The sequence below is a fragment of the Corynebacterium comes genome (assembly GCF_009734405.1).
Lineage (GTDB): Bacteria > Actinomycetota > Actinomycetes > Mycobacteriales > Mycobacteriaceae > Corynebacterium > Corynebacterium comes.
This window is the reverse complement of record NZ_CP046453.1, coordinates 367,150-388,511: the sequence shown is the minus strand read 5'-3', so window position 1 is coordinate 388,511 and position 21,362 is coordinate 367,150. Positions and strand designations below refer to the sequence as shown.

At 66.7% G+C, this 21,362-nt stretch carries 23 protein-coding genes; 6 read left to right on the top strand and 17 right to left on the bottom strand.

Going from position 1 to position 21,362, the window contains the following annotated elements; translation table 11 throughout:
* Positions 1-4: 4 nt before the first annotated feature.
* The 8 genes from CETAM_RS01885 to CETAM_RS01850 form a co-directional block, all read right to left on the bottom strand.
* Complete coding sequence (locus tag CETAM_RS01885) at positions 5-568, bottom strand: hypothetical protein (protein WP_156226823.1); 564 nt, start codon at positions 566-568, stop codon at positions 5-7.
* Positions 568-1,566 (bottom strand): porphobilinogen synthase, encoded by a 999-nt coding sequence (hemB, locus tag CETAM_RS01880; protein WP_269076389.1) that lies wholly within the window; start codon positions 1,564-1,566, stop codon positions 568-570. Before hemB ends, CETAM_RS01885 begins: the two co-directional genes overlap by 1 nt.
* Before the next feature lie 92 nt (positions 1,567-1,658).
* Positions 1,659-2,831: an ROK family transcriptional regulator gene (locus CETAM_RS01875; protein ID WP_197085777.1), complete on the bottom strand. Its 1,173-nt coding sequence runs from the start codon at positions 2,829-2,831 to the stop codon at positions 1,659-1,661.
* Positions 2,832-3,096: 265 nt separating this feature from the next.
* On the bottom strand, positions 3,097-4,776 hold the full coding sequence (locus tag CETAM_RS01870) for a bifunctional uroporphyrinogen-III C-methyltransferase/uroporphyrinogen-III synthase (protein WP_197085776.1): 1,680 nt from the start codon (positions 4,774-4,776) through the stop codon (positions 3,097-3,099).
* Between the two features lie 227 nt (positions 4,777-5,003).
* A complete protein-coding gene (locus CETAM_RS01865; protein WP_156226819.1) occupies positions 5,004-5,375 on the bottom strand; it encodes a hypothetical protein in 372 nt (123 codons plus the stop codon).
* A gap of 28 nt (positions 5,376-5,403) precedes the next feature.
* Positions 5,404-6,294 carry a hydroxymethylbilane synthase gene (gene hemC, locus CETAM_RS01860; RefSeq protein WP_156226818.1) on the bottom strand — a complete coding sequence of 297 codons (891 nt, stop codon included), beginning with the start codon at positions 6,292-6,294 and terminating at the stop codon, positions 5,404-5,406.
* Between the two features lie 18 nt (positions 6,295-6,312).
* Complete coding sequence (locus tag CETAM_RS01855) at positions 6,313-7,644, bottom strand: glutamyl-tRNA reductase (RefSeq protein ID WP_156226817.1); 1,332 nt, start codon at positions 7,642-7,644, stop codon at positions 6,313-6,315.
* A gap of 135 nt (positions 7,645-7,779) precedes the next feature.
* Positions 7,780-8,016, bottom strand: a complete 237-nt coding sequence (locus CETAM_RS01850) for a glutaredoxin family protein (RefSeq protein ID WP_156226816.1) — start codon at positions 8,014-8,016, stop codon at positions 7,780-7,782.
* A 104-nt stretch (positions 8,017-8,120) separates the two neighbouring features.
* Between CETAM_RS01850 and CETAM_RS01845 the strand changes: the two genes are divergently transcribed.
* Positions 8,121-9,179, top strand: a complete 1,059-nt coding sequence (locus CETAM_RS01845; protein ID WP_156226815.1) for an HAD-IB family hydrolase — start codon at positions 8,121-8,123, stop codon at positions 9,177-9,179.
* Positions 9,180-9,274: 95 nt separating this feature from the next.
* Here CETAM_RS01845 and CETAM_RS01840 read toward each other — a convergent pair whose 3' ends face one another.
* The 5 genes from CETAM_RS01840 to CETAM_RS01820 form a co-directional block, all read right to left on the bottom strand.
* Complete coding sequence (locus tag CETAM_RS01840) at positions 9,275-9,376, bottom strand: 30S ribosomal protein bS22 (protein WP_003855542.1); 102 nt, start codon at positions 9,374-9,376, stop codon at positions 9,275-9,277.
* A gap of 200 nt (positions 9,377-9,576) precedes the next feature.
* A complete protein-coding gene (locus tag CETAM_RS01835; protein ID WP_156226814.1) occupies positions 9,577-9,768 on the bottom strand; it encodes a helix-turn-helix domain-containing protein in 192 nt (63 codons plus the stop codon).
* A 135-nt stretch (positions 9,769-9,903) separates the two neighbouring features.
* Entirely contained in the window at positions 9,904-10,719 is an 816-nt protein-coding gene (proC, locus tag CETAM_RS01830; protein ID WP_156226813.1) for a pyrroline-5-carboxylate reductase, read from the bottom strand.
* A 26-nt stretch (positions 10,720-10,745) separates the two neighbouring features.
* The gene (locus tag CETAM_RS01825; protein ID WP_156226812.1) at positions 10,746-11,429 is read right to left on the bottom strand and encodes a hypothetical protein; all 684 of its coding nucleotides are present in this window, start codon (positions 11,427-11,429) and stop codon (positions 10,746-10,748) included.
* A gap of 2 nt (positions 11,430-11,431) precedes the next feature.
* Positions 11,432-12,382 (bottom strand): Ppx/GppA phosphatase family protein, encoded by a 951-nt coding sequence (locus tag CETAM_RS01820; protein ID WP_156226811.1) that lies wholly within the window; start codon positions 12,380-12,382, stop codon positions 11,432-11,434.
* A 34-nt stretch (positions 12,383-12,416) separates the two neighbouring features.
* On the opposite strand from CETAM_RS01820, the gene CETAM_RS01815 reads away from it, so the two are divergent.
* Complete coding sequence (locus CETAM_RS01815) at positions 12,417-13,307, top strand: hypothetical protein (RefSeq protein WP_156226810.1); 891 nt, start codon at positions 12,417-12,419, stop codon at positions 13,305-13,307.
* Here the strand turns inward: CETAM_RS01815 and CETAM_RS01810 are convergent.
* From CETAM_RS01810 to mshA, 4 genes are all read right to left on the bottom strand, one after another.
* The gene (locus tag CETAM_RS01810; RefSeq protein ID WP_156226809.1) at positions 13,289-13,981 is read right to left on the bottom strand and encodes a response regulator transcription factor; all 693 of its coding nucleotides are present in this window, start codon (positions 13,979-13,981) and stop codon (positions 13,289-13,291) included. The genes CETAM_RS01815 and CETAM_RS01810 overlap by 19 nt on opposite strands.
* Entirely contained in the window at positions 13,978-15,231 is a 1,254-nt protein-coding gene (locus CETAM_RS01805; protein WP_156226808.1) for a sensor histidine kinase, read from the bottom strand. Before CETAM_RS01805 ends, CETAM_RS01810 begins: the two co-directional genes overlap by 4 nt.
* A gap of 10 nt (positions 15,232-15,241) precedes the next feature.
* Positions 15,242-15,988 carry a phosphoglyceromutase gene (locus CETAM_RS01800; protein ID WP_156226807.1) on the bottom strand — a complete coding sequence of 249 codons (747 nt, stop codon included), beginning with the start codon at positions 15,986-15,988 and terminating at the stop codon, positions 15,242-15,244.
* A gap of 64 nt (positions 15,989-16,052) precedes the next feature.
* Complete coding sequence (gene mshA, locus CETAM_RS01795) at positions 16,053-17,327, bottom strand: D-inositol-3-phosphate glycosyltransferase (protein WP_156226806.1); 1,275 nt, start codon at positions 17,325-17,327, stop codon at positions 16,053-16,055.
* A 69-nt stretch (positions 17,328-17,396) separates the two neighbouring features.
* Here mshA and CETAM_RS01790 point away from each other — a divergent pair, with 69 nt between their 5' ends.
* The 4 genes from CETAM_RS01790 (at position 17,397) to CETAM_RS01780 (ending at position 21,322) form a co-directional block, all read left to right on the top strand.
* Positions 17,397-19,103: a long-chain-fatty-acid--CoA ligase gene (locus CETAM_RS01790; protein WP_156226805.1), complete on the top strand. Its 1,707-nt coding sequence runs from the start codon at positions 17,397-17,399 to the stop codon at positions 19,101-19,103.
* 117 nt (positions 19,104-19,220) lie between these two features.
* Positions 19,221-19,391, top strand: coding sequence for a hypothetical protein (locus tag CETAM_RS13695; RefSeq protein ID WP_197085775.1), 171 nt, complete (start codon positions 19,221-19,223; stop codon positions 19,389-19,391).
* A gap of 16 nt (positions 19,392-19,407) precedes the next feature.
* Positions 19,408-21,021: an FAD-dependent oxidoreductase gene (locus tag CETAM_RS01785; protein WP_156226804.1), complete on the top strand. Its 1,614-nt coding sequence runs from the start codon at positions 19,408-19,410 to the stop codon at positions 21,019-21,021.
* A gap of 40 nt (positions 21,022-21,061) precedes the next feature.
* Complete coding sequence (locus CETAM_RS01780; RefSeq protein WP_156226803.1) at positions 21,062-21,322, top strand: metal-sensitive transcriptional regulator; 261 nt, start codon at positions 21,062-21,064, stop codon at positions 21,320-21,322.
* The last annotated feature ends 40 nt before the right edge of the window (positions 21,323-21,362 follow it).

Here is a 21,362-nt window from a genome sequence, read left to right as displayed (position 1 = left end):
CTGCTCACTTTCGTCGCGGGTCGGTCCGGTTGCCGGATTCGTCGATTTCACGGGTCCACCTGAGCGCCTCCGGCCGGAAGGAGAAGATCAGGCCCAGGACAGCGGCCACACCGACGATGATCTGCACGCTGCCGTCCAGGAGATACATTGCCATGGGAACGTCGTTGCCGCCCGGGGCGGCCACGAACAGGAGCAGGGTACGGAACCCGAAGTAGAAGCCGAAGACCAGCAGCATCCGGCGGGCCAGTCCGGCATGCCTGGAGCGCCGGTTGATCAGCACCAGCATGAACGCCAGCAGGCCCATGATCGCTATGCCGAGGGCCGCGGCGAGAAACATGGACGCGTAGACGGAGGTGGTGACCGCCCCATCTCCGAGCTCAGCGGCCTGTTCCTCCGTGAGGGCGTCCTTGGCCGCGGCGATGAACGCGGAGGGGTCCATGAGTCCGATGACGACGTTGAGTATCTGGTGGAGGATCTCCCCGCCGACCGCCACTGCGAACAGCAGCAGCAGTAGCCGGATGGTCTCCGGTTTCCGGGAGTCGGTGGTGTCCGGGGTGGTGTCAGTCATCAGCGGTTGTTCAGCACCCGTGCGGCGTCGGTGGCGAAGTAGGTGAGGATCTGGTTGGCGCCGGCCCGCTTGATGGAGGTCAGGGACTCCATCATCACCGCCTCCAGGTCGAGCCAGCCGTTGCGGGCGGCCGCCTGCAGCATGGCGTACTCACCGGAGACCTGGTAGGCGGCGACCGGCACCGGGGAGGCCTCGGCGACGGCCCGCAGGACATCCAGGTAGGGCATGGCGGGCTTGACCATGATGAAGTCCGCGCCCTCCTCGACATCGAGTTCCGCCTCCAGCAACGACTCGCGCACGTTGGCGGGATCCTGCTGGTAGGTGCGGCGGTCCCCCTCCAGGGAGGAACCGACGGCCTCGCGGAACGGGCCGTAGAACGCGGAGGCGTACTTCGCGGAGTACGCCATGATCGACACGTCCTCGTGTCCCGCGGCGTCGAGAGCTTCCCGGATGGCCAGGATCTGGCCGTCCATCATCCCCGAGGGGGAGATGATGTGGGCACCGGCGTCAGCCTGCGCCACCGACATCTTCTGGTAGAGCCCGAGCGTCGCGTCATTATCGACGACCGCACGTCCCCACCGGTCCTGCCGCACCACGCCACAGTGCCCGTGGTCGGTGAACTCATCGAGGCAGGTGTCCGCCATGATGAGCAGGTCATCACCGAACTCCTCCCGCATGGCCGCCAGTGCGTGGTTGAGCACACCCTCCGGCTCACACGACGGACTGCCCTCGGCGTCCTTGTCCTCGTCGCGGGGGACGCCGAAGAGATCGACGCAGCGCACGCCGGCTTCGAGCGCCTCATGCGCGGCGCGCTTCAAAGAATCCAGGGTGTGCTGGAATACGCCGGGCATGGAGGAGATCTCCCGCGGCTCCCCGATGCCGTCGGCGATGAACATCGGCAGGATCAGGTCAGCCGGACGAAGGGCGGTCTCTGACACAAGCTCCCGCATCGCCGGGCTGGACCGCAGGCGGCGGGGACGACGGGTGGGAACGGGCACGTACGGGGTCGACTGATCAGTCACAGCGGATGCTGGTCCTTCCGGAAACGTCAGGAGTTGGCTACTTCCAGCCATCATAGAGGTCCTGCCCGTCACGCCACCTCCGGGTCCAGCGGATTCCGCCAGAACTGGTGCAGTCCCGCCAGCAACGCGGCGTCCCGGATGACATGCGGTCCCGCAAGGTTGATCCGCAACTGATCCGGGCCGCCCCTGCGTGCGCGGATCTTCGTCACCACCGTGCGCAGTCCCTTCCGGTCCATCCGGAAGCCGTCACCCGCCAGGACGAGCGTCTCCGGGTCCATGACATCCAGTGACAGGAGGATCGCCCGGGCAATCAGGTCAGCGCGTTCGTCGAGGAGCGCACGCGCCCGGCTGTCCGTCTCCGCGAGGGCGACCAGCGAAGGAAAGTCAGGTGCATCCAGGCCTGCGCGCCGCGCGGCATGCACGACCGTCGCCTTCCCCAGGGGATGAGCGCCCGGGGCAACGTGCGCGAGCGCGCTGCCTGCGGGCACCTCCACGAAAGACTCCGGAGACTGCCCGGAGTGTGCCCGATGCACCGCCCCGTTGACGATCCAGGCGTGGTTGACCACCTCACGGGCATAGAAATACAGCGTCGAACCCGCAGGTCCGGCATCGAGGGGCGTCGCGGAGAGTTCACGGCCGGCCATCGCCGCCACGCCGGAGCTGACGGCCACCGCATGGCCGAGTGCCGCCGACAGGTGGACGCCCGGATTCACCCGGTCCCAACCGTAGGCGGGGGATGTGATCGCGCCCTGGCGATCCAGATGCGACGAGAACGCCGCCCCCACGGAGACGGGGCGGGGCAGATCCACGCCGACACGGTCGAGCGCCTGCGCCAGGCGGTCGAGCGCAACCTCCGGGGGCAGCTCCGCCACAGGAATGTCGATCGATTCCTCCCGGATCAGCCGACCCGCCCCGTCGCTGGCGGCTACGACGGTGGAACGCAGCCCCATGTGCGCCCCCCAGACCACCACGTGGCTGGCATCGACGCTGAGGCTGACGTGGGGTCGGCCGGTGCGTTCGCCGTCCGGGTCGACCGGATGCTCCTCGACCAGGCCGGCCTCCATGAGCGCCCGAACGTGCCTGGTCACGCTCGGCTGTGAGTAGCCCAACCCATCCCGCAGCATCCCCCGGGTCACACCAGGCACCGTGCGGATCTGATGGAGGACACGTGCGACGGGGGCTTCCGGCTGCCGGAAATGGCTGAGTCCGGTACCGGCGAGAGTAATGGCAGACGCGTTCACGTCCGTCAGAATAGACCTGTCAGTCCACTAATCGAAGGATTTTCCCTGGACATGCACCGGAAACAACGCAGTTCAACAGACCAGGCCAGGTGAAGGCAGTTATTTTCACTAGACAGGACAGTTCAGGAAAAGAATGAAATGTCCTCGAATTACCCGGCTCGACCGCCGTCCACTTCATTCTGACCCAAGTAAAGGGCCAGGAAACAGACCAGACGGTCCATCAGGCCGCGGAGTGACAGAATCACTCCCCTGGTCCCCGGCCGCCTCAGGCTTCGGTCGGCCTACGCCTGGCCCGACGCTTCTTGCGCGGGGGCGGGAGCTGACCGGCCGCGCGCAGGCCGGCAACGTGGCTGGCGAGGGCGTCGACAAGGTCGGGGACCTCGGCGATCTCCGGGACGACGTCGACACGCAGGCCCATCTCCCTGGCGGTGGCCGCGGTCATGGGGCCGATGCACGCGATGATGGTGCGCTGATGCGGCTTGCCGGCGATGCCCACCAGATTCTTCACTGTCGAGGAGGAGGTGAAGCAGACGGCGTCGAAGCCACCTGACTTGATCATCTCGCGGATCTCGGCGGAGGGCGGGGCGGCGCGGACCGTGCGGTAGGCGACGACGTCGTCGACCTCCCACCCACGCTCGACCAGGCCGTCCACGAGCACGTCGGTGGCGATGTCCGCACGCGGCAGCAGGACGCGACCCACCGGGTCGAGATCCTCGACATAGTCGGGGAACACTTCGACAAGGCCGGCAGCGTTCTGCCGGGTCACGTCCGGCAGCAGCTCAGGCGTCATGCCCAGGTCGCGGACCGCCTGAGCGGTCTTCGTGCCCACGGCGGCCAGGCGGACGCCGGCGAAGGAGCGGGCGTCGAGACCGAACTCGACGATCTTCTCCCACACGGCGGACACGGCGTTGACGGAGGTGAACACAACCCACTGGTAGCGGCCCTCGACAATGCCCTTGATGGCACGTTCCATCTGCGCAGGGTTGCGGGGCGGCTCCACGGAGATCGTCGGCACGGACTGCGGAATCGCGCCGTAGCCGGACAGACGGGCGCTCATCGACGCCGCCTGCTCCTTCGTCCGCGGCACCAGCACGCGCCAGCCGTAGAGCGGGCGGTTCTCCCACCAGGAGTACTTGGTGCGGTCGTCGACGCCCTTGCCCAGGGTGATCACGAGCTGGCCAGGCAGTTCCGCATCCAGTCGCCCCAGGGTGCCCAGGGTGGCGTCGTGGGTGCGTTGCAGGCGGGTGGTGCCGTTGACCGTGACGTACACGGGCATGTCGGCCCCCATCCCCCGGGCGATCAGCTCGGTGGCGATGGTCGCCAGGTCTTCTGCCGTGGCCTGCAGCACGAGCGGCTGCGGTGCGCTGGCCAGCTGATCCCAGTCGACGTTGTTGTTGGTGACGTCGGTCTCCGTGTAGGTGGAGCCCAGGCCGATGCCGGCGAAGGACGGGACCGTCGACGGCAGGGACATGCCCGGCACGATCTGGAACTCGAGCCCGGCGGCGGCGACGGCGGCAATCTCCGCCATCGTCGAATCACGGGTCAGCGGGTTGCCGGTGACCAGGCGGATGACATCGCCGGTGCCCTCGGCAAGTGCGTCACGCAGTTGCGCCACGACCTCCCGGGGTTCGAGGGACACCACGTCACGGATGTCGGCAGCGGTCGGTTCCGGCGGGCGCGGCGGACGACGACGCGCGCCGGCCTCCTTTGCTTCGGAACAGATGCGCTCGTACTCGGCTTCGGCGGCGTCGATACGCTCCTGCGGGACAGGCAGCGCGGAGGCCACCACCTCGCGAACACCACTGAGCACGCCAGGGTCGGTCACGGCAATGGTTGTTGCAGCGAGCACCTCGCGGGCACGAACGGTCAGCAGATCGGGGTTTCCGGGGCCTGCGCCGACGAAGACGACCTTTCCCGGCTGGGAGGTCTGAGGGACCATGCTCATACGGATCATTTCTAGTGTGGGACTACTCGCAACAGGTTCGGACACAGATGCACGCCCTGCTGCGGGACTAAAGGGGGCCATATCGCTCAGGGGCGTACATAGTGTGGTATTCACACCTTAATTTAGGAAGCCCGGAATACGAAAAGCCCGTTTCCGAGACTGGCGGCCGGTAGCCCCGTGACGACGGCCCTCAGAGCCGTTTCCGGACCGGGAGCGCCCGCGGGTAATCAGCCCACGAGCAGGGACAGCTCACGTGCGTAGTCTTCGGCATTGGGGGTGGAGATGATGATTCGAGTCACGGTGGCTGACTTCAGCTCCAGGATGATGCCCCGGCCCTTGCCGTGGCACACGGCGAAGGTACTGGCCCCGGTGCCGTCGGCCGCCATGAATGTTCCGGTGTTGGTGACGCCGCGGATACGGGTGCCGGGGGCGCGCCTGCCTGAGGGCACGGCCATGGCCGTGCTGCAGGCGTCCTCGACGACGGAGACCCCCGTGATCGCGCGGGTCGGGATGGTGAAGTTCGAGCGACGCGCCGCGAGCTTCTCCCACCAGTCGAGAGAGACGGTGACCTGCCGGTCGGTGATCTTGAGAACAGCCATTGTGCTGGCGAGTCTATACGCCGGAGAGCTACTTGGCGATGAGGTCCGCCGCGCCACGTCCCAGGAGGTCGGCCGCCGCCGCCTCGCCGAGTGCCACCGGATCGGTGCCCGAGCCGGTGTAGACCAGCTGCGAAGAACCGTCGAGGGCGTAGACGCCGGCGGTCAGGTGCATGGTCCCGTCTGCGTCGATGGTCGAATGGGAGGCGACGGGTGCGGTGCAGCCGGCCTCGAGTCGGTTGAGCACGATGCGCTCGGTGGTGGCGCAGCGGAAGGCCGCCGCGTCGAGGAGCCTGTCGATGGCCTCGCGGGCCTTCACGTCGCCTGCCCGGCACTCGATGGCCAGTGCCCCCTGGGCGGGTGCCGGGAGGATCACGGACGGGTCGAAGATCTGGGTGGCGCGCCCGCCCTGGCCGACGCGGGACAGACCGGCGTAGGCCAGCACGACGGCGTCGAGCTCCCCCTCGGTGACCTTGCCCATGCGGGTTTCGATGTTGCCGCGCAGCGGACGGATGTCCAGGTCCGGGCGGACCGCCTTGAGCTGGGAGATGCGCCGCGGGGCGGAGGTGCCCACGCGGGCACCTTGCGGGAGATCATCCAGGGTGAGGTTGTCCCGGGCGATGAGTGCCTCGCGGGCGTCGGCACGCACGGGCACGACAAGGTGGAAGCGCTCGTCCGGGGCGGTGGGCAGATCCTTGAAGGAATGGACCGCAATGTCGCACTCGCCGGCCTCCAGAGCCTCGCGCAGCGCCTGCGTGAACACGCCGACGCCGATGCGTTCGACGGGTGCCATGTTCACGTCGCCGGCGGTGGTCACCAGGTGCAGCTCGGCGTCGTAGCCGGCTTCGATCAGGGCGTCACGCATGTGCCCGGACTGGGTGGTGGCGAGGTTGGAACGGCGGGTGCCGATCTTCAGGGTCACGAAAAAACTCCTTGGAGGTTACTTGGTGGTGAGCTTGCCCTCGGGCAGGTCCGCGACGTCGACGGCAACGGCCGGCGCCTCGGTGGACAGCCCGAACAGCTCCTGGAGGGCGGAGTCGTAGGAGACGACGCCAGATTCGGCGGCGAGCTTCTTCACCCGCACCGTCGGTTCATGGAGGAGCTTGTCCACGACACGGCGCACCGTGCGCGTGACCTCCTCGAAATCCGGGCCGTCGATGTCCGGGGTCCGGCCACGCAGTCTTTCGAGTTCAATGTCGACGAGTTCCGCCGCGTGCCGACGCAGCGCCGACACCGCCGGCACCACATCCCGGACCCGCTGTTCGGAGGTGTACTCCCGCAGCTGCTCCGCCACGATCGCCAGCGCCGCCGTGTGGCCGGTGGCCTTCTCGCCGCGGCCCGAGATCGTCTGGTGGAGACGCTCGATGTTGACCAGGTTCACGCCGTCGAACTGGACGACCGAGTCATCGATGTCGCGCGGCATGGACAGGTCGATGAGCATGAGTTCGCGGAGGCGTTCCGCCGGGATGTCGGCGGGGGTGATGGTGAATTCATCGGCGCCGGTGGCGGACACCGCGAGATCGACCCGCGAGAGGGTGGCCGCGCGGTCCTCGAAATCCACGACCTCCGCCGCGACGCCGGCCTCGCGGGAGTGCTCCGCGAGCCGCTCCGCGCGTTCACGCGTGCGGTTGGCGATGATGAGCTTCTCGACGCCCAGCCGGCCCAGGTGGGTCGCCGCCAGCGACGCCATCGCGCCGGCGCCGAGCACCAGTGCGGTCTTCCCCTCGAGGTTGTCGATCTGCAGGTTCTCCAGGGCCTCATCCACGGCCACGGACACCATCGACGCCCCGGCATCATCGATGTCGGTCTCCGAGTGGACCCGCTTTCCGGTCTGCAGCGCGGTCTGCGCCAGCCTGTGCAGCCCCGGCCCGACGGTGCCCTTCTCGGTGGCCTCCTGGTACGAGGTGCGTACCTGGCCGATGATCTGCTGCTCGCCGACCACCATGGAGTCCAGGCCCGAGGCGACCACCATCATGTGCTCGGCCGCTGCATCGGCGTACCGGACGTACAGGTAGCCCCGCAGCGTGTCGATGTCGACGTCAGAGATCTCGTGCAACACCTCCACCACATCCTGCACACCGGAGTGGAAGGAGTTGGTGACGGAGTAGATCTCCAGGCGGTTGCATGTGGAGACGATCATCGCCTCACTGAGCGCGGGACGTTCGACGAGGCGGGAGCTGGTGTCGTGGCGGACAGACTCGTCCATGCTCAGCCGTTCGAGCAGTGCCACCGGCGCAGACCGGTGCGACATTCCCACGACGAGAACACTCACGTTTTCCTTCACCGCTTTCAACTTCACGGACGTAGTTAAGGACAGACCCCGGGGAGCTCCGTGCAGGCACCCTCGGGGTGGATCAAACAAAAGGATACCCCCGGACACCGGGAAAGCTCCATCGGCCCCACCCGGTCAGGCGAGAGCGGCCGCCAGTTCGTCATCGTCGACCTCCCAGCAGGCGAACTCCTCGCCGTCAATGACGATCACGGGCACGCGGTCCCCGAACTCGATCGCCAACCCCGGATCGTGGTCGACGTTGATCACGGTGAGCTCCAGACCGGCGGCCTCGACGATCGGCGTGATCTGGTGCTCCACGCGGGCACAGGACCCGCACGTCGTACGGATCATCAGCTCCACCGTCTCAGCCATTGTCCACCAGTCTCCATTCACCCGGGCACGCTACCCGTGTCGCGCCTACCATTGACACGATACCGCCCCACTCATCCCGCACACAGGAAGGCTCGGAACGCGCAGTGAGCCACTCCCCCGACGATCCCCTGTTCCCGGGGACACCCCAGGAATTTCTCGCCAGCTGGAGCGCCACCCGAGGCAACCTCCGCCGCTTCCTCGAGGATCGGGCGCTTCCGCCCATCGACGAAGAATCCCAGCGCACCGCCGGTGAGGCAGCCGCAGCAGCCGCCGTCCAGGAGACGTTCGGGATCGAGCTCGACGCCTTCTCTTCCGGCGTCGACTCCGTCAGCGGTTCCATCCAGGCCGCCGGCGGGTTCCGCATCAATGCCCCGGACCCCGACATCCCCCAGGACGTCGGGGCGGCCGCCTTCTTCGACGTGGACAACACCCTCATCCAGGGTTCCTCGCTCGTCGTGTTCGCCATCGGCCTGTTCCGGAAGAAGTACTTCCGCATCTCCGAGATCCTGCCCATCGCCTGGAAACAGATCAAGTTCCGCATCACCGGCTCAGAGAACGCCGCCGATGTCGCGGAGGGCCGCAACCAGGCACTGGAGTTCATCAAGGGCAAGAGCGTCGAGGAACTGGTGAGACTGTGCGAGGAGATCGTGGATTCCTCCATGATCGACAAAGCGTGGCCCGCCACCCGCGAACTGGCCCGGATGCACCTCAACGCCGGCCACCAGGTCTGGTTGGTCTCCGCCACCCCGGTGCAGCTCGCGCAGATCCTCGCTGAGCGTTTCGGTTTCACCGGCGCCCTGGGCACCGTCGCCGAGGTCAAGGACGGCCGATTCACGGGCCGACTGGTGGGTGACATTCTGCACGGGCCGGGCAAGAGGCATTCCGTGGCGGCACTCGCCGCCATCGAGCAGCTCGACCTGGCCCGCTGCACGGCGTATTCCGACTCCATCAACGACATCCCCATGCTGTCCATGGTCGGCACCGCCGTGGCAATCAACCCCGACAACAAGCTGCGGAGGGAGGCCGCCCGGCGGGGCTGGCAGATCCGTGACTACCGGAACATCCGCCGGGCCGTTCGTACCTGGGGCCTGCCGGCTCTGGCCACCGCCGCCGCGAGCCTGGGCAGCTGGCGGGTCTTCCGGCGCAACAGGCCGGAGGAGTAGCTCCCGAGGCCGTTACCGGACCCGGGAATCGCCGGAGGCCGCCGGCGCTCCCCCGAAGTGGGAGGCTACCGGCGGCCTCTGCCGTACAAGAAGATCTACTTGCCGAGCTTACGACGCTGAACGCGGGTGCGGCGCAGCATCTTGCGGTGCTTCTTCTTGGACATGCGCTTGCGGCGCTTCTTGATGACTGAACCCATGGGGTCTCCTCAGATAGAGAGTGAGTACGTACGTAACCTGCCGACTTACCTCGAGGTGCACTCTCGACCGCGCTGGCTGCGCGTTCGGACCGTCGGCACGAATGCGTTCCATCATACCGACGCCCATCCGGTCAACCAAAAAAGGCCCGCGGCGTCCACCACTCGGAGAGAGTGGTGGACGCCGCGGGCGGAGGGGAGACTTATCCGACGTCGTAGTACGAGGAGTCGAGGTAGTCGTCGACCGCCTTCTCGTGGACCCGGAACGAGCGACCCACGCGAACGGCCGGCAGGTCACCGGAGTGAACCAGCCGGTACACGGTCATCTTGGAGACTCTCATGATCTCCGCGACCTCAGCGACCGTCAGAAAAGTTCCCTTGTCTGCATTAGCCATAATCATCAACCCTTCAGCAGGTGGCGCGCTGCAGGCTTCCCCTCCCGCAGATCGGACACGCACGTGCTTGAACCAGCCTAGCGTGAATCATGTGACAGTTGCGACCCAAGTGCCGGAATTTCCTGGACTTTCCCCTCACTGGATGTTTCCGAGCTCCGCAGATCGCTTCGCGCAGGCCTCCGTGGCCCGGAAGAAAGCTCCCCGCAGTCCGGACTCCTCCAGCTCCCGCAGGGCCGCGACAGTGGTGCCCGCCGGGGAAGAGACGTTGGCACGCAGGGTCGCCGGATCCTGGCCGGAATCCGAGAGCATGATGCCTGCACCCGCGGCAGAGGTGGTGACGAGCTTCTCGGCGACCCCGCGGGTGAGGCCGAGGGAGACGCCGGCGTCGATGAGCGCCTCGGCCACGAGGAAGAAATAGGCCGGGGATGAGCCGGCGAGGGCAGTGACCGCGTCCATGTCGGATTCCGCGACGGGCAGGACCTCACCCACGGAGGACAACAACGCAGTGACCTCGGCGAGCTGCTCCGCGGTGACGAAGCGGCCCACCGCGATGGCGTTCATTCCACGCCCCACGAGCATCGGGGTGTTGGGCATGACCCTGATGATCGGGGTACCGGCGACGACGGAGTCCTCCATCGCCCCCAGCGGCACCCCCGCCGCCATGGACACCAGCACCGTGGAGACGTCATTCTCCTCGACCGCGTCGCTGATCTCCCCCAGCGCCTCGAGGGTCATGTGCGGCTTGACGCACAGGAACACCACATCGGCGTCCTCCGCCGCCTGCCGGTTGTCAGTGAGATCGCGCACTCCGTAGCGCTCACGGAGCTCCTCGCCGCGTTCCGGGCGGCGGTTGGTCACCGTGATCGTCTGGGGGTCCGTGCCTGAGTTCACGAGGCCGGAGATCAGCGCTTCGCCGATCTTTCCGCCTCCGAGCACCACAATTTTCGTCATGCACCCCAGAGTGCCATAACGGGCGATTAAATCAGCACGACAGCCAGGGGGCCGAACGTCATCACCAGGCCCACCAGCCCGGCCAGGAACATCGACAACCCGTCATTCGCGGTGCGCAGCGCCTTGACCACGCCCACCATGCCGATGGTGACCAGGACCGCCAGCACAGCCACGACCGGGCGGGAGAAGTTCTCCCACAGCATCTCGAAGCCCTTGAACACCACGACGCCGAGGACCACGCCGATGATGGTCAGCAGGATCACTCCGGTGACCGAGGTCTTCTCCCCGACCTCTGCGGGATCCTCCATCTCGTCGACATCCTGCTTCTCGACGCCGCTTTCCTCCACGTCATCGACCACCGCGATCTCGCCGGTCTGCTCCTGTGCAGGCGTCGGGGGTTCGGCCTCGACCTTGCCGAACACGACCGTCTGATCCGTGGCCGGGGTCTTCTTCTGCTCCGGTTCCGCCGGCCCGACATCCTTCTTCAGCTCGGGCTTCTTCGGCTCGGGCGCCGGGCCGTCGATGGGCACTGAGGAGTGCTTCGACTCGACGGGCTTCTCCTTGACGGCCGGGATGGAGCCGGTGAGCTCAGCGACCGAGATTCCCCCCTCATCCAGGCTGCGACGTCGGCGGCGAGGAACCTCACCGTCCTTATCGTCCCGACCGGTGCGCGCGAGCAACTCGGCGACGGTCAGTTGTTTGTCGCTCATGGTCACTTCCTTTCCTGGGGGATCTCGTCGAGACCCTTGTCGATGCGCCGGAGGATGACACCTTCGCGCAGGGCCCAGGGACAGATCTCGATCTGCTCCAGACCGAGGGCGCGCATGCTGGCCTCCGCCACGAGGGCACCGGCGACGATCTGGTGTGAACGGTCGGAGCTGATGCCCTCAAGCTCGGCGCGGTCGGCGGCCGTCATACGGGAGATGAAGGCGATGAGCTGGCGCAGACCCGGTGCGGTGAGGGTGCGCTTGATGTAGGGACCTTCAGCACTGGGTGCGGCGCCGGTCAGGCGGGCGAGGGTACGAAAGGTCTTCGAGGTTCCCACAGCGACCCCGGCACTGCCGTAGGTGCGCATCCGGCGGGCAGGTTCGACGAGTTCTGCGTCGATGTAGTCGCGCAGGAGGTTGATCTTCTTGCGTTCCGGCGGATCCGCGTCGAACCACTGGTGGGTGAGGCGACCGGCGCCGAGGTCGAGCGAGATCGCCACGTCCGGGGTCTCATCGGAACCGGTCGACAGTTCGAGGGAACCACCACCGATGTCCAGGTTGGTGATGCGCCCGGCCGACCAGCCGTACCAGCGCCGGACGGCGAGGAAGGTCAGACGGGCCTCGTCCTCACCGGAGAGGACCTCCAGGCGGACACCGGTCTCAGCCTCGACGGCGTCGAGCACGTCATTGGAGTTCGTGGCGGAACGGACCGCAGATGTCGCGAAGGGCATGATCTCCCTGCATCCGAGGGTCGACGCGAGATCGGCCGCCTCGGCGACCGCCTTCGTCAGACGCTTGATTCCCTTGTCGTCGATGGCTCCGTCCCCGTCGATGAGTTCCACGAGCCGCAGGCTCGTCTTCCAATCGCTCATTGGGGTCGGATGTCCACCATTACGGGCGTCGACCGCCACCATGTGGACAGTGTTACTGCCCACGTCCAATACACCTAGTCGCACAACACTCAGGGTAGACGGTCTAGCGTGGAGAGGTGTGAATCCCCCTCCTTCCCCCCAGGTTTTTCTGGGTTTCCCTGAAACCTCTCCCGCCGGCCGGCAGATTCTGGCCGGAGGTGAAGAAGCCCCCGACTTCCCCCGGGAATGGTTCGAATTCGTCAGCCCGGAGGATCCGCTTCATACGTACAGCGTCGATCTGACATGGATCGAATCGCACTGGACCTGCCATTTCGGCACCGAAACATGCCAGGGCATCGATTCGGGGCAGCCCGACATCGGCTGCTGTGTCCACGGTGCCTACCTTGCCGATGAGACTGACCGCGATCAGCTGTACAACGCCGTCGCCGAGATGCCGGCGAAATACTGGCAGCACCGCCCAAAGGGGGTGGACGAGCACCTCACCAGCGGCGAGGCCATCGACCTCGAACCCTGGCTGGAGTGGGGTGAACTCGACGGTGACGACGGCGAACCGGAACCCTCCCTGAAGACGAAGACCATCGGGGGCGCCTGCATCTTCGCCAACCGTGAAGGCTGGGCCACGGGAACCGGATGCGCCATCCACCAGTGGGCGGTGGCTGAAGGCCGTGACCTGACCGTCGAGAAGCCTGAGGTGTGCTGGCAGGTCCCGCTGCGCCGTCACGAGGACTACGAAGACCGGACCGACGGCCAGGAGATTCTGCGGACCGTCATCGGCGAGTACGACCGCCGCGCATGGGGCAGCGGCGGCGAGGACTTCGACTGGTGGTGCTCCAGCTCGAGCTCCTGCCACACCCATCCGGACCCCGTGTGGGTGTCAATGAAGCATGAGCTCACGGCGCTGATGGGAGAGGCCTCCTATGAGGTGCTCGCGGACCACTGCCGACGCCGCGCCGCCGCCGGCTTCAGCACCACGCACCCCGCCAGCCGGAATCAGGCCTCGAACTTGTAGCCCAGGCCACGGACCGTGACCAGGTGCTTCGGACGCGAGGGCTCTTCCTCGATCTTGGAACGCAGTCGCTTGACGTGGACGTCGAGGGTCTTGGTGTCACCGACGTAGTCGGCTCCCCAGATCCGGTCAATGAGCTGACCACGAGTGAGTACACGGCCGGCGTTGCGCAGGAGGTACTCCAGGAGGTCGAACTCCTTGAGCGGCATCGGCACCGGCTCGCCGCTGACGGTGACGGTGTGGCGCTCGACGTCCATGCGGACGCGGCCGCCCTCGAGCACCCGGTCATCCATCTCGTCGGCACCGGTGTCGGTGTCCGCCCCGCGGCGCAGGACGGCGCGGATACGGGCGATGAGTTCACGGGAGGAATAGGGCTTGGTCACGTAGTCATCCGCACCCAGCTCCAGCCCGACGACCTTGTCGATCTCGGAATCGCGTGCCGTGACCATGATGACCGGGACGCTCGAGGTGGTGCGCAGCTGCTTGCACACATCCGTGCCGGACATGCCGGGCAGCATGAGGTCGAGCAGGACGATGTCTATGTCATTCCTGTCGAATTCCACGAGAGCGGTCGGGCCGTCGCCGGCGATGACCACATCGAAACCCTCTTTACGCAGCAGGAAGGCCAGGGGGTCCGCGAGGGACTCCTCGTCCTCAACTATGAGAATGGTCGTCATGATGCTTTGTCCTTTCGACGTGTCGCCACCCGGGACACGGCCTGACGCAAAGGCCCGGTGGACGTTGCCTCTTCATCCTGCCCGGTCGGCGGGATGGCCGCCGGGGCCGGTTCAGGATGATAGATCGGAAGTTCGATGGTGAAGGTGGACCCGGTGCCGGGACGGGACCACAGCTTGATGTTACCGCCGTGGTTCGCCACGACGTGTTTCACGATGGCCAGACCCAGCCCCGTGCCACCGGTCGACCTCGACCGCGCCTTGTCCACACGGAAGAAACGTTCGAAGACGCGCTTCTGGTCCTCCGGCGAAATGCCGATGCCGCGGTCGGTGACCCGGATGAGCACGACGTCGTCACTGGTGACCTTCTGCGTCACCGACACCGGCACCGACTGCGGCGAATAGTTGATGGCGTTGGAGATGAGGTTGGACACGGCCGTCACCAGCAGCGATCTGTCACCCATGACCAGGACACCCGAGTCCGCCCCCTTGGTCAGGGTGATCTCGGCGTTGTCGGCGGCGATCTGGTTGCGGGTGAAGGCTTCCGCGATGATCTCGTCAACGGAGACGGGTTCCATCTCGGGGAGTGGTTCCGCACCCTGCAGCTTCGACAGGGAGATGAGCTCGTTGATCATGTCGGCCATGCGATGGGCCTCCTTGTGGAGGCGCTGGCCGAAATACTGGACATGCTCGGGGTCGTCCACCGACTCCATGAGCGCCTCCGCCAGCAGGGCCATGCCGCCGACCGGGGTTTTCAGCTCATGGGAGACGTTGGCCACGAAGTCACGGCGGGCGGACTCCATACGCACGTTCTCACTCTCGTCCGTGCCGTAGACGATGACGAAGCGGTCGTCGACGAGCGTGAGGGGTTTGATCAGCGCGCGTACCGACGACACCCGGTTGCCGGTCCGTCGCTTGGGCATGGACAGCTCCAGGGAGCGGGACTCCTTGTCGACGAACACCTCGGCCGCGACCTTCCGCACCTCCTGGTTGACGGAACGGTCGTGGACCAGCGCCATCTCGTGGGCGCGGGCATTCGACAGAATCACTTCCCCGCTCTGGTCGAGGACGGTGATACCCGTGGGAGAACCCTGAATCGCCAGGTGCAGGACCTGGCCGACGGTGGTGACCTGGTTGTCCTCGAGCGTCGCCGAGGAGCGGTGGCGGATGATCCGCTTCCGCGCCCAGTTCAACGTCGGAAGGGCGACGCCGGCGACGGCGACGCCCAACAGAAACGCGAGGACAGTGGACACGCGCTACAGGCTACTTGCCGCCCTGGGCCGCGACGGCGGCGGCACCGGCGGCGGCAGCCTCAGGATCAAGGTAGGTGCCGCCCGGGTTGACCACGGTGCCGTCAGCGGTGATCTCGTAGACCAGCGGGATGCCGGTCGGGATGTTCAGCGCGGCGATGTCCTCGTCCGAGATGTTGTCGAGGTGCTTGACGAGGGCACGCAGGGAGTTGCCGTGCGCAGCGACCAGGACGGTCTCGCCGTTCTTGACGCGCGGCATGATCTCCTCCTCGAAGTACGGCATGAGACGGTTAACCACGTCGAGCAGGCACTCGGTGCGCGGAATGGACTCGAGGCCGGCGTAACGCACGTCGTCGGACTGGGAGTACTCGGCGTCATCAGCCAGCTCCGGCGGCGGGGTGTCGTAGGAACGACGCCACGCCATGAACTGCTCGTCGCCGTACTTGTCCTTGGTCTCGGCCTTGTTCAGGCCCTGCAGCGCACCATAGTGACGCTCGTTGAGGCGCCAGTCGCGGATCACGGGGATCCAGTGGCGGTCAGCGGCGTCGAGCGCGATGTTCGCGGTGCGGATGGCACGACGCAGCAGTGAGGTGTACAGGACGTCCGGCAGAAGGCCGGCCTCCTTGAGCATCTGGCCACCGCGGGCGGCCTCAGCCTCGCCCTGTTCGGTGAGGTCCACGTCCACCCAGCCGGTGAACTGGTTGGACTTGTTCCACTGGCTCTGCCCGTGGCGGAGGAGAATGAGCTTTCCGTTTGTCATGTATCCAATATGCCACGTCCGCACCGGTGATGCCGGGAATCCCCCGGCCGACCACCCACGCGGCTCAGTGTCGCCCACCCGCACGCTCCCTGCGGGGCGGGCACTCCTCCACTTCCACACTCAGCGCCTCGGAATACACCGACGCCAGCTGGGAGGCCGAGGCGGACCAGGAAAAGTTCGCCGCGTGGGCGACTGCCTCGCCGGCCATCCGCAGACGGGTGTCGTCGTCGTCGAGGAGCTGCTCTATCGCGTCGGCCCAGTCATTGGTGTCGTGGCCGTCGACGAGCAGGCCGGTCTCCCCCTCGGACACCGCGACCGGCAGGCCGCCGACACGTGCCGCGATGACCGGGGTACCGCAGGCCTGCGCCTCCATCGCGACCAGGCCGAAGGACTCGTTGTAGCTGGGGACGGCGACGATGTCGGCCGCCTGGTAGATCGTCACCAGTTCCTCTGGCGGACGGGGGTCCAGGAACCGGACCCGGCGCGAGACACCCAGCTCGTGTGCCAGTTGCATGTACTGCCGCTCGGTGGCCGCCGCCCCCGATGCGCCGCCGCAGATGATCACCCGCAGCTTGCGGCCGGGATCGCGTCGAACCAGCTCGGCGGTCGCGCGGATGAGCACCTGCGGCCCCTTGAACTGCTGGAGCCTACCCACGAAGGCCACCAGCTCCGCATCCAGCGGGATTCCCAGCAGTCGGCGGGAGCGCTCGGTGTTGCGGTCCGTGCCGGGGGTGAACAGGTCGATGTCGGTGCCCGGGGAGACCACGACGATGCGGTCCGGGTCCGCGTCGTAGTGGTCGACCAGGTCCTTGGTCTCCTCATGCGTGTTCACCACCAGGAAGTCCGCGTTGTCCACCAGCTGCTGCTCGCAGATGCGCCGCGCCTCCGACTCCGGTGAATCGTCGGCGCTGCGGTGGGCGTTCTTCACCGCTGCCAGCGTATGCGCCGTGTGCACGAGCGGCACCTCCCAGAGGTCCCGCAGCAGCCACCCCACCTGGCCCGACAGCCAGTAGTGGGAGTGGATGAGGTCGTAGTCCACGTCGTTGCAGCGGTGGAACTGGACGACGCCGCCGGCGAATGCCGCCAGCTGCGTGGGCAGGGCCTCCTTCTCCAGACCGTCGTAGGGGCCGGCGACGACGTTAATCACACGCAGACCCGGCTCGACCTCCACCACCTCCCCCTGGCTCGGTCTGGTTGCCCGGGTGAAGATGTCCACCTCCACCCCCTGTCTGGCCAGCTGGCGTGCGGTGTTGAGGACGTAGACGTTCATGCCACCGGCATCGCCGGATCCCGGCTGCTGCAGCGGGGAGGTGTGCATGGAGATCATCGCAACGCGCATGCGTCCAATAGTAGGTGGCTACGTCGTTATACTGGGCCCCACCACGAAACCTGACTGGAAGGCGCACTGATGTCGGCATTCGAGACCAAGGCATGGCTGCAGCACTACCCGGAGTGGACCCCCCATTCCCTCGATTACGACGACACGACGCTTCTCGACGTCTACGACAACAACCTGGCCATCAACGCCGAGAAGTCGGCCACCTGGTTCTTCGGCCGTTCGCAGACCTACGCCGAGCTGGACCGGCAGGTCCGCCGCGCCGCCGCCGGCCTGCGCGCGTTCGGCGTGCGTCCCGGCGACAAGGTCGCCATCATCCTGCCGAACTGCCCGCAGCACATCGCCGCCTTCTACGCGGTGCTCAAGCTGGGCGCGACCGTGGTGGAGCACAACCCCCTCTACACCGCACACGAGTTGGCCGGCCCTTTCTCCGACCACGGGGCCCGGGTGGCGATTGTCTGGGACAAGGCGGCCGCCACCCTGGAGAAGCTGCGCAGCTCCACCTCCCTGGAGACCATCATCTCGGTCAACATGATCGCGGCCATGCCGAAGGTCAAGCAGCTCGCCCTGCAGCTGCCGATCAAGAGAGTCAGGGAGCAGCGCGACGCCCTGTCCTCCCCCGCCCCCAACACCGTGCCGTGGGAGGCGCTCATCGGTGCCGCCATCGGCGGCGAAGGTGGGGACATCATCTCCGAGCCGTCGGTGACGAAGGACTCCATCGCGCTTATCCTCTACACATCCGGCACCACCGGCGCCCCGAAGGGGGCGCAGCTGACCCACGGCAACCTCTTCGCCAACATGATCCAGGGCAAGAGCTGGGTGCCGGGACTCGGTGAGCAGGACGAAAGGATGCTCGCCGCCCTGCCGATGTTCCACGCCTACGGCCTGACGATGGTCGGCACCCTGTCGGTGTACATCGGCGGCGAGATGGTGCTGCTTCCGGCGCCCCGGATCCCGTTGATCATGGACGTGATCAAGAAGCACACCCCCACCTGGTTGCCGGGTGTGCCCACCCTCTACGAGAAGATCGTCGAGGCCGCCGAGAAGGACAACATCGACATCTCCGGCATCCGCAACGCCTTCTGCGGTGCCGCCACGCTGCCGGTGTCCACGGTGGAGAGGTGGGAACGCGCCACCGGCGGCCGCCTGGTCGAGGGCTACGGCCTGACCGAGACCTCGCCGGTCATCGTGGGTAACCCGATGACCGGGAAGCGTCGCCCGGGATACGTGGGAATCCCGTTCCCGGACACCGAGGTACGCATCGCCAACCCGGATGATCTCGACCTGACCCAGCCGGACGGCACCGAGGGCGAGATCCTCGTCCGTGGCCCGCAGGTGTTCCCCGGCTACCTCAACCAGCCGGAGGCGACCGCGAAGAGCTTCCACGGCGACTGGTACCGCACCGGTGACATCGGCGTGATGGAGGAGGATGGCTTCATCCGCCTGGTGGCGCGCATCAAGGAGGTCATCATCACGGGTGGTTTCAACGTGTATCCGGCGGAGGTCGAGGACGCCATGCGGGACCATCCTGACATCGTCGACCTTGCGGTGGTCGGCCTCCCGCGGGAGGACGGATCCGAGGACGTCGTCGCCTGTGTGACCCTGCGTGAGGGGGCCGCCCTGGACCCCGAGGGTCTGAAGGACTTCGCCCGCGAGCGACTGACCCGGTACAAGGTGCCGCGCACGTTCTACCACTTCGAGGAGCTCGCCCGCGATCAGATGGGCAAGATCCGTCGCCGTGAGGTGCAGCAGGATCTCCTGCGTCTGACCCAGCGTTAGTCGGCCCTGCCCTGAGCAGGAATTTCTCCACCATCCACACGAGGGACTTGCACGAGGGCATACCCCTGGGGGTATATTATTCCGCAGAGACCCCCAGTTCCCCTCAAGGAGAAACCCATGTGCTACCCCGTCAAGTGCCCCACCTGCAACAAGACCACCTGGGCCGGCTGCGGCCAGCACGTCGACCAGGTCAAGTCCAGCGTCCCCGCCAACCAGTGGTGCACCTGCGACAAATCCGCAGCCACCGCCTCGAAGCCGGGTCTGTTCTCCGGCCTCTTCAACCGTTAGGAATTCAGTAACCACAATGACCACCACTGTCATCGTCGGCGGCGTCGCCGGCGGCATGTCCACCGCAGCCCGACTACGCCGCCGCGACGAGGAGATGGAGATCATCGTCCTCGAGGCCTCCGGCTACGTCTCCTTCGCCAACTGCGGCCTGCCGTACCACGTCTCCGGCGTCATTCCGGACCGTCAGTCGCTGCTGCTGCAGACCCCGGAGTCCCTCGCCGCACGCTTCAACCTGGATGTCCGCGTGAATACCCGCGCCGTCGACATCGACAGGGAGAACAGGATCGTCACCACGGACACCGGCGACGCCATCGGCTACGACCATCTGGTGCTCTCCCCCGGCGCATCCCCGGTCATCCCGCCGATCCCGGGCATCGAGCGGGCGCTGCACCTGCGGACAGTCGAGGACGTGGACACGGTCATTGCGGCACTGAGCGAGGACGTGACGTCAGTCGCCATCATCGGCGGCGGTTTCATCGGCCTCGAACTGGCCGAGAACATGCGCCACCGGGATCTGGAGGTCACCGTCATCGAGCGGGCCCCGCAGATCCTGACGCCGATGGATGAGGAGATGGCGGCGATCGTCGAGGGGCACCTCGTGGATAACGGAGTGCGGATCATCACCAACGGCGACACCACCGACATCGGCCCGGACAGCCTCTCGCTTTCCGACGGCCGCGTCATCCCCGCCGACCTCGTCATCGCCTCGATCGGCGTGCGCCCGAACAGCGAGCTGGCCGCGAAGGCGGGACTGGCTGTCGGTGAGCGCGGCGGTATCAAGGTCGACGACCAGCAGCGCACCTCCGATCCCGTGATCTTCGCCGTGGGCGACGCCGCCGAGAAGGCGGACGCCGTCTCCGGGGAAGACACCCTCGTCCCGCTGGCACAGACCGCGAACCGTCACGGTCGCCTCGTGGCGGACATCATCACCGGCCGGGACACCCGCCGCACCTCGACCCTGGGCACCGCGATCGTCGGACTGTTCGGTATGGCCGCCGGCTCCGTGGGCTGGAACGAGCGGCACGCACGTGCCGCCGGCCGGAACCTCCGTGTCATCCACGTGCACCCCGTCGACCACGCCGGCTACTACCCGGGCGCCGAGACCCTGCACCTCAAGCTCATGGTGGACGCGGACACCGACGCCATCCTGGGCGCTCAGGCGGTAGGCGAGGCGGGCGTCGACAAGCGGATCGACGTCATCGCCACCGCCATGCGCGGCGGACTGACCGCCACGGACCTGGCGGACCTGGAGCTGGCCTACGCACCGCAGTTCGGTTCCGCGAAGGACCCGGTGAACTTCCTCGGGTACGTCAACGACAACATGGTCAACGGTGAGCGGACCGTCCAGTGGCACGAGCTCGAGGATGCGGTGGCGGCAGGCTGGAAGCTCGTCGACGTCCGCACCCCGGGCGAGTTCGCCGCCGACACGATCCCCGGCTCGGTCAATATCCCGGTCGACGATCTGCGCGGTCGCGCCGAGGAACTCAGGGACGCGAAGTCACTGGTCTTCTGCCGCGTGGGACTGCGTGGCCACGTGGCCGCCAGCCTCCTGGACAATCTCGGGATCGAGGCCGCCAACCTGGACGGCGGTTTCATGACCTGGGAACACGCTCAGGCGACTCGGGGTTAGAGTGACTGCAGCAGTATTCACTTTCGAGGAAAGGACCGGCATGAAGCTCACCCCTGAGGAAGCCAAGCCCGCCACCACCCGGCTCAAGCGAGCAGCAGGTCAGCTCAATGCCGTCATCCGCATGCTCGAAGAGGGCCACGAGTGCGAAGAGGCGGTCACCCAGCTGGCCGCCGTTGCCAAGGCCATCGACCGCGCCGGATACCTCGTCGTGGCGACCGGCATGAAGAAGTGCTTCACCGACGAGTCCCCGGAAGCCTACGACGAGAAGAAACTGGAAAAGATGTTCCTTTCCCTCGCCTAGCGGCACCAAGCTAAATCCCCAGGAAGGACCGGCCATCTGG

What these genes read in the sequence shown, in the direction of transcription:
- CETAM_RS01885 (WP_156226823.1), bottom strand. Translation starts at nt 568, where the DNA reads ATGACTGACACCACCCCGGACACCACCGACTCCCGGAAACCGGAGACC.
- CETAM_RS01870 (WP_197085776.1), bottom strand. Translation starts at nt 4,776, where the DNA reads ATGAGCATGGTCCCTCAGACCTCCCAGCCGGGAAAGGTCGTCTTCGTC.
- CETAM_RS01865 (WP_156226819.1), bottom strand. Translation starts at nt 5,375, where the DNA reads ATGGCTGTTCTCAAGATCACCGACCGGCAGGTCACCGTCTCTCTCGAC.
- CETAM_RS01850 (WP_156226816.1), bottom strand. Translation starts at nt 8,016, where the DNA reads ATGGCTGAGACGGTGGAGCTGATGATCCGTACGACGTGCGGGTCCTGT.
- CETAM_RS01840 (WP_003855542.1), bottom strand. Translation starts at nt 9,376, where the DNA reads ATGGGTTCAGTCATCAAGAAGCGCCGCAAGCGCATGTCCAAGAAGAAG.
- CETAM_RS01835 (WP_156226814.1), bottom strand. Translation starts at nt 9,768, where the DNA reads ATGGCTAATGCAGACAAGGGAACTTTTCTGACGGTCGCTGAGGTCGCG.
- proC (WP_156226813.1), bottom strand. Translation starts at nt 10,719, where the DNA reads ATGACGAAAATTGTGGTGCTCGGAGGCGGAAAGATCGGCGAAGCGCTG.
- CETAM_RS01825 (WP_156226812.1), bottom strand. Translation starts at nt 11,429, where the DNA reads ATGAGCGACAAACAACTGACCGTCGCCGAGTTGCTCGCGCGCACCGGT.
- CETAM_RS01810 (WP_156226809.1), bottom strand. Translation starts at nt 13,981, where the DNA reads ATGACGACCATTCTCATAGTTGAGGACGAGGAGTCCCTCGCGGACCCC.
- CETAM_RS01800 (WP_156226807.1), bottom strand. Translation starts at nt 15,988, where the DNA reads ATGACAAACGGAAAGCTCATTCTCCTCCGCCACGGGCAGAGCCAGTGG.
- mshA (WP_156226806.1), bottom strand. Translation starts at nt 17,327, where the DNA reads ATGCGCGTTGCGATGATCTCCATGCACACCTCCCCGCTGCAGCAGCCG.
- CETAM_RS01790 (WP_156226805.1), top strand. Translation starts at nt 17,397, where the DNA reads ATGTCGGCATTCGAGACCAAGGCATGGCTGCAGCACTACCCGGAGTGG.
- CETAM_RS13695 (WP_197085775.1), top strand. Translation starts at nt 19,221, where the DNA reads ATGTGCTACCCCGTCAAGTGCCCCACCTGCAACAAGACCACCTGGGCC.
- CETAM_RS01785 (WP_156226804.1), top strand. Translation starts at nt 19,408, where the DNA reads ATGACCACCACTGTCATCGTCGGCGGCGTCGCCGGCGGCATGTCCACC.
- CETAM_RS01780 (WP_156226803.1), top strand. Translation starts at nt 21,062, where the DNA reads ATGAAGCTCACCCCTGAGGAAGCCAAGCCCGCCACCACCCGGCTCAAG.